The sequence below is a fragment of the Pseudomonas morbosilactucae genome, assembly GCF_023241665.1.
Lineage (GTDB): Bacteria > Pseudomonadota > Gammaproteobacteria > Pseudomonadales > Pseudomonadaceae > Aquipseudomonas > Aquipseudomonas morbosilactucae.
Map to the genome: position 1 here is coordinate 14,165 of NZ_JALQCX010000050.1, position 10,444 is coordinate 24,608.

Below are 10,444 nucleotides of genomic sequence, written 5' to 3' on the forward strand. Positions count from 1 at the left end.
TATTCCATTTTTCAGGGTTCCCATGGCACGGCATCGACCAGCAAAGGAAGGCGGCTATCAACGCGGTGAAGAGACGCGCCTGCGGATCATCGAGGCTGCCGTGGAGCAGTTCGCCCAGCATGGCTACGGCAGCACCTCGACGCGCCAGATCGCCAGCGCAGCGGGGGTCAATGCGCCGGCCCTGCAGTACTATTTCGATAACAAGGAAGGGGTTTACCTGGCGTGTATCAACCACATCCTCGGCAAACTCTGGGAGCATTTGGGGGACGTGGTATCGGCGGCTGAAACCGCACTGGCCGACCTGCAGTGCGACGACCAGACCCTGATCGAACGGTATCTGGCGATCCTGGGGCGGTTCATTTCATTCATCCTGGATGAGCCCGACACCGACAACTGGCGCCGCTTCATCGCCATCGAGCAATCCGGCATGGGCCCACCCGCCGCCGCACCATTGATGGACCAGGGCCTCAACGTGCGCCTGGCACTGGTAACCCGCACCCTCGTTGGGCGCCTGACCGGGCTGCCAGCCGATCACGAAACCACCATCATCCGCACGCTGGCCCTCAATAGCCAAAGCATGGTGTTCCGCGCCAAGCGCACGCCCATCCTGCGTGCGTTGAATTGGGACAGCATTGATCAAGCGCGCATGGAGACCGTGCGCAAGGTGCTGATCGAACAGAATCGCCTGACGTTACAAGCCATGGCCAATGCACGAAGCGAGCACTAATATTTTTTAATGCGAATAGTTACTATTTAAAAACTGACGGAAAGGCTTACTCTAAAGGCCTTACGCGTCAGGCCTGGCCTGATTCATCTGGTTATACGCACTTGGGAGATACCTGTGTCGACCCCCGCCTTTAATCACACGAGCGCGCCTGCCACCCTGCCCGATGACAGCATCGCCAACTATTCGCGCTTTGAACTCGCCCCTGGTTTTGGCCAGGGTTGGACCGATATCTACCGCATCGGCCATGGCATCACCCTCGCCCGCGGCCGATACGATTTCGCCCAGACCTACGAAGACAGCTACACCCAGCAACCCGGCTGCCTGACCATCAAGATCATGACCGCTGGCGAGTTGCACCTGCAGATTCCCGAACAACGCAAGCCGACCATCTATCGCGGTAACGGCGTAATGCTGCGCCACGCGCGCGATCCCCAGGTGCTCAAGCGTGAAATGGTCGGGCATTTCAGCGGCGTGTCCATCGACGTGCCAGAGAGCCTGCTGGAGCAGCTGTTCGAGGACCAGTCCCGGCGCATCGAAGATTCCAGCGAAGCCGAGATCCTGTTGAACACCGACCACGCCTGCCACGCCATGGGCCTGGTGACCGCCGCTGCCCTGCTGACAGCACCGGTGTACACCACTGTCGGGCGCTTGCAGATCGAAGCGGCCGCCCTGCAAATGGTCGCCTCGCTGGTCGGTCACGAGCCGTGGCGCACGTCACAGGTGATGCCTAACCGTCATCGCGTGGCGGTGGCCGACGCCTGCGACATCTTGCAAGAGGAGTTTTCCAGCAACCATTCGATTGCCTCCCTGGCGCGCCGGGTCGGTCTCAATGAGTGCTACTTAAAATCCGCGTTCAAGGTGGTCACCGGCCAGACCATCGCCAGCTACCTGCGCCAAGTGCGCATGCAGCGCGCAAGGACGCTGATCGAAAGCGGCCACAGCAGCGTGCTGCAAGCCTGCCAGTTTGTCGGCTATTCCAACCCCGGGCAGTTTGCCGCTGCGTTTCGCCGTAGCCATGGCGTGGCGCCCGCTAGCCTCAAAGCCAGCAAGATCAAGGACAGCCTGCGCTGAACGCAGAGTTATTCCCGCACAGGGTCGTAATTTCCCGTTTGGGGTAGTCGTCATATCCGGCAATGGTAATAATTCTTATTACTAAAAATGTCCGGCGACTACTCCCATGACCCACTCTTGCTCTCCTCGTTTGCGCAACACTTTGCCAACCTGCGTTTGGCGTCCTGTCAGCGATACCGCGTTGCTCTCGGTGTTGGCCTTTGCCCTGGCAAGCCCGGCCTTCGCGGCAGACACACAGGAGCAGGAACTCAACCTGCCGGCCATCACTGTCTCGGCCACCAAGCGCGACCAGACGATCAACGAGATTGCCGGCGCCGTGGACGTCGCCACCCCCGAAGACCTCACACCTCGCGGCCTGCGTCGTGTCGATCAACTCGACCGCGTATTCACTGATGTCAACATTCGCCAGCGTTCCAGCCGGGCTTTTTCCAACTTCACCATCCGTGGCCAGTCGTCACCGGACTTCTACAACCCCGCCGCGCAGCTGTATGTCGATGGCCTGCCCCAGGACCAAGCGCTGCTCTCGCAGATGCTGCCCCAGGACTTGCAACAAGTAGAGATTCTCTACGGCCCCCAAGGCACGCTTTACGGCCGTGGCACCATCGGCGGCGTGATCAATGTGGTCACCCGCAAGCCCGATGAGCAAACCCACCTGGAAGCCAGCACCGACATCAATAGCCGTGGGCGTGGCCTGCAACTGTTGGCCAGCGGGCCGTTGGTGGACGACACACTGTTCGGCGACGTGGCGGTCGGCACCGTCAACAACCGAGGCGACTTCGAAGACATGTACACGGGCAAGCGCCTGGGCGACAACGAAGACAACAATGCGCGCATCCGCCTGCGCTACGCCCCCAGCGACAGCCCGCTGGACGTGATGGTCACGGCCGCCCACGACAATGAAAACTCCGACGCCGAATACTTCTCGGTCGAGGCCGACAAAAGCAAACGCAAAGTGCTGCCGGTGGAGTCCCACTACAAGCTGACCACCGACAGCTACGGCCTGCACATCAATTACGACTTGGGCAACCTGCTGCTGACGTCGCTGACCGGCTACCAGGACCGCGACAACGACCGCACCGTATTCGGCAGCTACACCCCGGAAACCCAGCGCACCCTGACCCAGGAACTGCGCCTGGCCTCCAAGCGCGAAGACGGAAAAGCGTTCGACTTCGTCACCGGCCTGTATGCCGAAGATTTGCAGTTCCACCGTGAAATCCCGCTGTACGACCTGATGTCGCACCAAAACATCCGCTCCTACGCCGCCTACGGCGAAGTGACTTGGCACGCCACCGACCGCCTCGACATCACCCCCGGCCTGCGTTTCGAACAGCAACGCACCGACGTCGATACGCGCTTCGGCGCCATTGATGGCAGCGACGACAAGCGCGACAGCTCCACCTCGCCAAAGCTGGGGATCAACTACCGCTTTACCGATGACCTGTCGGCGTACGCCCTGTACAGCACCGGCTTCAAGGCCGGTGGTTTCACCCGCGCTGTCACACCGCAGAACATCGACTTCAACTATTCGCCGCAAAAGGCGCAGAACTTTGAGGTCGGTTTCAAGGCCGCCCTGTTCGACAGCACCCTGGAACTGGCCGGTTCTGCCTACTTGCTCAAGATCAAGGACTACCAGCTCTCGGTCGGTCCGGTGCAGGGCCAATACCTGCAAAACGTCGGCGATGCACGAACCAAAGGCGCCAGCCTCAATGCCAAGTGGATGCCGACCGACCACCTGCAAGTCAAAGCCGGTGTGGCCGTCAACAACTCCGAATTCCGCCACTACAAAGACCCCACCGGTTCCAGCGCCGACTTGAGTGGCAACACCCTGCCCTATGCCCCCAACCGCACCGCCAACCTGAATGCGCAGTACAGCTTCGACCTGCCCAACGGCGGCCAGTTGATCCCGCACATGGGCGTGACCTACGTCGGCAAGACCTACTTCGACGAAGGCAACAGCCTGAGCCAGGGCGGTTATTCCCTGCTGGACCTGGGCCTGTCGTGGCAGGTGAATAAAAACTTCTCCGCCGACCTCTACGCCGACAACCTCGCGAACAAGGCTTACTCGGTTTACGCCTTCAACGCCGGCGCGCCGTTTGGCACCGCCTATCAACTGGGCGACAGTCGCCTGGTGGGGCTTCGCATGAACCTCAGCTACTGATGGAGGCGAGCATGACCACTGCATCCCCCACTGCCACACAGCGCCCGGTGCAACTGGCGGGCGTGCTCACCACCCTGGGCGGGCTCTATGCCACCCAGGGCCTGGTCAGCGGCCTGGCCCATGAAGGCTTGCCCGTGTTGCTGCGTGCCCAAGGCATTGGCCTGGACAAGATCGGCTTGCTGTCGCTGCTGTTCTTGCCTACCACTATCAAGTTCCTGTGGGCCGCACGCACTGACCGCATCACCGGCAGCGGCCCGTCCACGCGCTTGCTCTGGGCCGGGCGCCTGCAACTGAGCCTGCTTGCCGGCATGCTTGCACTGATCCTCCTGCCGCCTCAGGACGCCTTGGTGGCGATCTTCACCCTGCTCCTGCTAATGATGCTGGTAACGGTGACCCAAGACATCGTCACCGACGGCATGGCCGTGCAAACCCTCAGCCGCGACCAACGCGGCTTGGGCAACACCATGCAAATCGGCGGCAGCTACCTGGGCTACATTTTGGGCGGCGGGTTGTGGGTCATGGTGGTCAATCAGTTCGGCTGGATCGCCGGCATGGGCTACATGGCCAGCCTGTTGCTGCTCTGTGCGATCCCCGCTTTGTGGCTGCGCAAGCGAGCGCTGCCGTCGACCCCTGCCGCGGCTTTGGCCGACACCCGTCATCCCAGCGTTCGCACAGCCTGGCGCCGTCCGACAGTGCGTTGGGGCATGGCCACGGTGGTGGCGTTCCAGGCATCGGTGCGCTGGTTCACGGCAATCATGCTCACTTACCTGATCGACCATGGCTTCGATGTGATGCAGGTAGGCCTGCTGTCCAGCAGTGGCGTGGCCCTGGCCGGAATCGCCGGGGCGTTCCTCGGCGGCAGGCTGCTTAATCGCGTGGGGCGCGGCACCATGCTCAAGGCCAGTCTGGTCTGCTATCTGCTGCTGCAACTGGCCTACCTCGTCGTCGAGACCCAGGGTTGGTACGCCAAGCCCATGCTGATCGGCGTGTTCCTGGCGTTCTGCCTGAGCATGTCCATGGGCTTTGTGGTGCTCTATACGCTGATGATGGATTGGTCGTCGCCCGCCCAGGCCGGTACCGATTACTCCGTGTTCCAATGCACTGACGCGCTCTGCGCGGTGGTGTTCGGCCTGAGTGCCGGCGTGGTGACGCACCATGTCGGCTACGGCGTGACCTTTGCGATCACCAGCGTGTTGGCCCTGGCCGGGCTGATCCTCGCGCCGCGTTTCTACCGCCATGCGCAGGCGCACGCATGAGCAGTACGGCATTGACCCGACTGGTCTACGCGCGGCTGGATGAGCTGAGCACCGCCGCAGACTTGGACGCGCGTCTTGAATTCCTCTGCCACGGCCTGCTGCCAAACAGCGGCAACCCGCAAGCCGCGCTGCTGTGGGCGGTACTCGATGGCATCGCGCTGGACGGCAAGCACATCCTCGACGCCGGTTGTGGTCGCGGCGGTGCGCTGGCGGCCATCGCACAACGCTGGCGCCCGGCCGGGCTCACCGGGCTGGATGTCAGCCATGAACAGATCGCAGCCTGCCGTCGGCGCTTTGCCGCTATCAAGGCGCGCTGGCAAGTGGCGGACATGTGCAGCCTGCCACAGCTGCCCAGCTCCCAGGATGTGCTGCTGGGTGTTGAAGTACTGGAAGGCCTGCATACGCCGTCGGACTTTCTCAAGGGCGCGGCGCGCGTGCTCAAACCCGGCGGCCTGTTGGTGATGGCGGACTTGATGAGCCCCGCCACGGCTCAATTATTGATTCAGCACGCCGCCGATGCAGGCTTCACCCTCCAGCAACAGGTGGACCTGAGCCCAGGGGTCGGCGCTGCGATGGCAGAACGCTCACGACCCGCTGGCGAAGCACACTTCCTGCGTGCCGTGTTCCGCGACGAAACCCAGGCGATTGAACGCGCATTGGCCAACGGTGAACTGCGTTACCTGGCACTGTACCTGCAACGCACCACCGCCCCCGGCCAAACCCGCGCCTGGAGCGTACCGCCACTGCGCCCGGCCGTACCCCGCGTGAACCATTGCGCCAGCATCGACCCGCCCAACGCGGTCTTCCCCTATGGAGTTCCCAGCGCCAGCGGCCCGCTGCCCGTGTTTGCCTTCCCGTTCGGCGGCGGTGGTGCCTCGGTGTTTCGCGGCTGGTCCCAGGACCTGGCCACAGACCTGCAATTTTGCCCGGTGCAATTGCCCGGTCGCGAAGGCTTTCGCAGCGACAGCCCGTTGCGCACCATGGATGAATGGGTGTACTGGGGCCTGGCGCAATTGGGCCCGCATATTAACGGCGCTTATGCGCTCTACGGTCACTGCCTGGGCGGCCAACTGGCGTATGAACTGGCCCTGGCCCTCACCCAGCAGGGACGCCCACCGGCAGCCCTGTGGCTCACCGCGACCACCCCGCCCGACCTGCCGCTGACCGCGCGCTTGAGCCACGTACTGCGGGTTGCCGACCTCGACGATGCCGACTTGCCCGCCGTGCTCGCGCTGCTCGGTGGCACCCCCGGCGAAGTCATGCAGGCCGAGGCCTTGCTGCACGCCATCAAAGGCACGTTGCTTGCCGATTTCAGCGTCGCCACCGGCTACCAGCGCAGTACCTGCGAGCCGCTGCCCTGCCCCATCCATGGCCTTGCCGGCCTGCGCGACAAGTTGGTGCCCGCCCCTTTCATGCGCGGCTGGCAAGCCTACACCCAGCACGGTTTCGAACTGGAACTGCTGGATGCCGAACACTTTTTCCTGCGCGAGCAACGTGACCGCGTGCAAGCCTCGCTACGCCAGCAGGCGCGCCGCCTCACGCGCTGACCTCAAGCCCAAGGAGTTTCCATGACCGAACACACCGCCCCTGAAGACAGCACGGCCCCCCCCACCCACAAAGGCCTCGGCGGCGTACTGGCGTTGGCCGGCCGCCACCGCACTCGCCTAACCGTTGCCAGCCTGTGCGCCGGCCTGAGCAGCGTGCTGTCGATCACCCCGTTGCTGGTGATCTACTGGGTGTTGATGCTGTTCGCCCAAGGCCCTGGCGCGTCCCTCGAACAACTGTGGCCGATTCTCGCCTGGGGCGCGGCGGCCATGCTGTTGCGCTGGGTGTTGCTGGTTGCTGGCGGTGTGCTCGCCCACCTGGCGGCGTTCGACATCCTCTTCGACCTGCGCCTGGCACTCGCCAACCAACTGAGCCTGCTGCCGCTGGGCTGGATCACCACACGCACCAGTGCGATTGCCAACCAAGTGCTGCGCGAAGACATCGACCGCCTCGAACAGTTTATCGCCCACCACCTCACCGACAGCGTGGCCGCCGCAGCACTGCCGTTGGCCAGTGCCGTGGCGCTGTTCTGGTTCGACTGGCGCATGGCGTTGGTGACGCTGATCACCGTGCCGCTGGCGGTGGCCGTGCAACTGCTGTTGTGGAAGCGCATCCCGCAGATCATGGCCGAATACGCCGAGACCAACGCCAACCTGTCGGCGACCATCGTGGACTACGTCGAGGGCATTGCCGTGCTCAAGACCTACCACCAGGGCGCGACGGTTTCCAACCGACTGACCCAGGCAATCAACGCCTACCGCTCGGTGATCGGCCGCATGGTGCAAACCACCGTGCCGGGCTGGTCGGCGTTTACCGTGGTGATCGCAGCCAACACCCTGTTTATTTTGCCGGCCGGTGGGTACTTCTACCTGCACGGCACACTATCGCTGCAACTGTTTGCCCTGTGCCTGCTACTGGGCTTGGGCATTACGCGGCCGCTGTTCCAATTGGCGTTCTTCGGCAACCTGCTGCGCCTGGTGGAAGCGGCGAACAACCGCATCCAGGCGCTGATGCAGGCCCCGCAACTGACGCAATTGCACCTGGCACCGCCCGCCGATCCCTACGCCTGCCCGGCGCTGAGCTTCGAAAACGTCAGCTTTGCCTACGACCAGAACGAGGTGCTGCACAACGTCAGCTTCAGCCTGCCACGCGGCAGCCTCACCGCCATCGTCGGTCCCAGCGGCGCCGGCAAATCCACCGTGGCGCAATTGATGGTGCGTTTCTGGGACGCCAGCAGCGGCACCATCCGCCTCAATGGCCAGGACGTTCGCGCCATGACCCTGGGCGACGTGCACCAACAGATCGCCTACGTGATGCAGGACGTGTTCCTGTTCAACCACACCGTGCTGGAGAACATCCGCCTGGGCCGCACCGACCTGGATGAAGCACAAGTGATCGAAGCCGCCAAGGCCGCCCAGGCCCACGAATTTATCCAGCGCTTGCCCCAGGGCTATCACACCGTACTGGGCGAACGCGGCGCACGCCTGTCCGGTGGGGAAAAACAGCGCCTGTCGATTGCCCGCGCGCTGATCAAGGACGCGCCGATCATCGTGCTCGATGAAGCCACGGCGTTTGCCGACCCGCTCAACGAGGCGCAGATCCTCGAAGCCATCGCCACGCTGACCCGCACACGCACGGTGATCGTCATTGCACACCGTTTGAGCACCATCGTAGAAGCCGACCAGATCCTGCTGTTTGACCAGGGCCGCTTGCAGGCCAACGCACGCCATACCGAGTTGCTGCAACACAGCGAGCTCTACGCGCAACTCTGGCAGTTGCAGCAAACCCACAGTGACTGGCGCATCAGCAGCCACCCCACGCCCACTCACCCGGCCCGCCAACCGCTGGAGGACATCACCCCATGAACCTGTTGCTAGCGGTGTTCCGCATCACCCACAGCGTCGATAACCGCAAGGTCTGGCAAGCGATTGCCTGGCGCATGGCCGAAGCCCTGTTCGCCACCGTGCCCTATGGCGTGCTGTATGTCGCGCTGCAACGCATGTTCAGCGCCACCTTTGACCTGCACCTGCTGCTGTGGCTGAGCCTGATTCTGCTGGTGAGCCTGGGCCTGCAACTGGTGTGCAACGTGGCCTCGAACGTCGGTGGCTTTATCGGCGGCACCGGCATGCTCTGCGACCTGCGCCTGCAAGTGGCCGAACACCTGCGCAAATTACCGCTGGGCTTCTACACCCGGCGCCAGACCGGTGACCTCACCGCCGTGCTCGCCGAAAACGCCACCCACGTCGAAGAAGCCTTCACCCACCTGACCGGCGAACTGTTCGGGCGCCTGGGCATTGCCGCGCTGACGGCGGCGCTGATGGTGCTGATCGATTGGCGCCTGGGCCTGCTGACCCTGGCCTGCGCCGCCCTCGGTGGCGGTTTGATTCGCCTGCTGAAAAAACGCTTCCAGGCCTTGGGCCGCGCCAAGCTTGCACAAAAAGCCGAGGTCGGCAGCCGCTTGCTGGAGTTCGTGCAGGGCATCAAGGTGATCCGCGCGTTTGGCCTGTCGATCGAACGTTTCGGCGATATCCAGGCCGCCATGCACACCTTGCGAAGCGTGTCGATTCGCATCGAAATCATCGCCGGCCTGCTGGCCATCGGCTTCTCGGTATTGCTGGAGTTCGGGTTCCTCGCGCTGCTGGCGTGTTCGGTGTACCTGGCGGTGCAAGGCGAATTGTCCCAGGCGCTGCTGATCATGATGTTGATCATGGGCCACCGTTTTTTCAGCATGATGAGTGAGTCGGCGACCCTGCTGGCGCAACTGGCGTTCTATGAAAAGAGCTTCGAACGCATCCAGGCCCTGCTCAATGAGCCGTGCCTGCCTGAGCCCGCCCAGCCGCAGGTGCCGCAACGCTACGACATTGAAGTGCGCAACCTGTCGTTCAGCCATGAACCGGGCCTGGCGACCCTCACCGACATCTCCTTCAAGGCCGCCGCTGGCACGGTCACCGCGCTGGTCGGCGAAAGCGGCTCCGGCAAAACCACCCTCGCACAGCTGCTGGCGCGTTTTTATGACGCCGACAGCGGCCAAGTGCTGGTGGGTGGCGTGGATGTGCGCGACATGCGCCAGGACGACCTGCTGGCCTGCATCTCGTTCGTATTCCAGGACACCCATTTGTTCAACGACAGCATCGCCAACAACCTGCGCATCGGCCGGCCCCAGGCCAGCGACGACGAGTTGATCGCCGCCGCCCGCGCCGCCTGCTGCCACGACTTCATCATGGCCCTGCCCGAGGGCTACGACACCCAGCTGACCACGGCCCAGGCGCTGTCCGGTGGTGAACGCCAGCGGCTGTCCATCGCCCGCGCATTACTCAAGGACACGCCCATCGTGATCCTCGACGAAGCCACCGCCTCGCTGGATGCCGAGAATGAAAGCGCAATCCGCCAGGCGCTGTCGGCGCTGATGCGCGGCAAGACCGTGATCGTTATCGCCCATCGCCTCTACACCCTGACTGACGTTGACCAGATTCTGGTCCTGGAGCACACCCGCGTGAAGGAACACGGCACCCACTCACAACTGCTCGACCGCGCTGGGCTCTACGCGCACTTCTGGGCCCAGCAACACAGCACTCGCCAATGGCGCTTGCGAGCGGCGGCACCGCCGCTGGGCTAAGCACCCCGTACCCCCCCCGCGCTGCACCCCTGAGTTTATTCAGTTTGAGTGAACGGCCGCCCCGTATCCGG

7 protein-coding genes are annotated in these 10,444 nt (G+C 63.3%); all 7 read left to right on the forward strand.

All coding sequences use genetic code 11. The annotated features are described in order from the left end of the window. Nucleotides 1-22 precede the first annotated feature (22 nt). Entirely contained in the window at nucleotides 23-727 is a 705-nt protein-coding gene (locus M1B35_RS23920; RefSeq protein ID WP_268263280.1) for a CerR family C-terminal domain-containing protein, read from the forward strand. A gap of 114 nt (nucleotides 728-841) precedes the next feature. Continuing rightward, the gene (locus tag M1B35_RS32065; RefSeq protein ID WP_268263281.1) at nucleotides 842-1,798 is read left to right on the forward strand and encodes a helix-turn-helix transcriptional regulator; all 957 of its coding nucleotides are present in this window, start codon (nucleotides 842-844) and stop codon (nucleotides 1,796-1,798) included. 106 nt (nucleotides 1,799-1,904) lie between these two features. Beyond that, nucleotides 1,905-3,956 carry a TonB-dependent receptor gene (locus M1B35_RS23930; RefSeq protein ID WP_268263282.1) on the forward strand — a complete coding sequence of 684 codons (2,052 nt, stop codon included), beginning with the start codon at nucleotides 1,905-1,907 and terminating at the stop codon, nucleotides 3,954-3,956. 11 nt (nucleotides 3,957-3,967) lie between these two features. Next, entirely contained in the window at nucleotides 3,968-5,212 is a 1,245-nt protein-coding gene (locus M1B35_RS23935; RefSeq protein ID WP_268263283.1) for an MFS transporter, read from the forward strand. Continuing rightward, the gene (locus tag M1B35_RS23940; RefSeq protein ID WP_268263284.1) at nucleotides 5,209-6,759 is read left to right on the forward strand and encodes a thioesterase domain-containing protein; all 1,551 of its coding nucleotides are present in this window, start codon (nucleotides 5,209-5,211) and stop codon (nucleotides 6,757-6,759) included. The genes M1B35_RS23935 and M1B35_RS23940 overlap by 4 nt, the downstream gene beginning before the upstream one ends. A gap of 21 nt (nucleotides 6,760-6,780) precedes the next feature. Next, a complete protein-coding gene (locus M1B35_RS23945) occupies nucleotides 6,781-8,622 on the forward strand; it encodes an ABC transporter ATP-binding protein (RefSeq protein WP_268263285.1) in 1,842 nt (613 codons plus the stop codon). Then, nucleotides 8,619-10,373: an ABC transporter ATP-binding protein gene (locus M1B35_RS23950; protein WP_268263286.1), complete on the forward strand. Its 1,755-nt coding sequence runs from the start codon at nucleotides 8,619-8,621 to the stop codon at nucleotides 10,371-10,373. The genes M1B35_RS23945 and M1B35_RS23950 overlap by 4 nt, the downstream gene beginning before the upstream one ends. Nucleotides 10,374-10,444 lie beyond the last annotated feature (71 nt).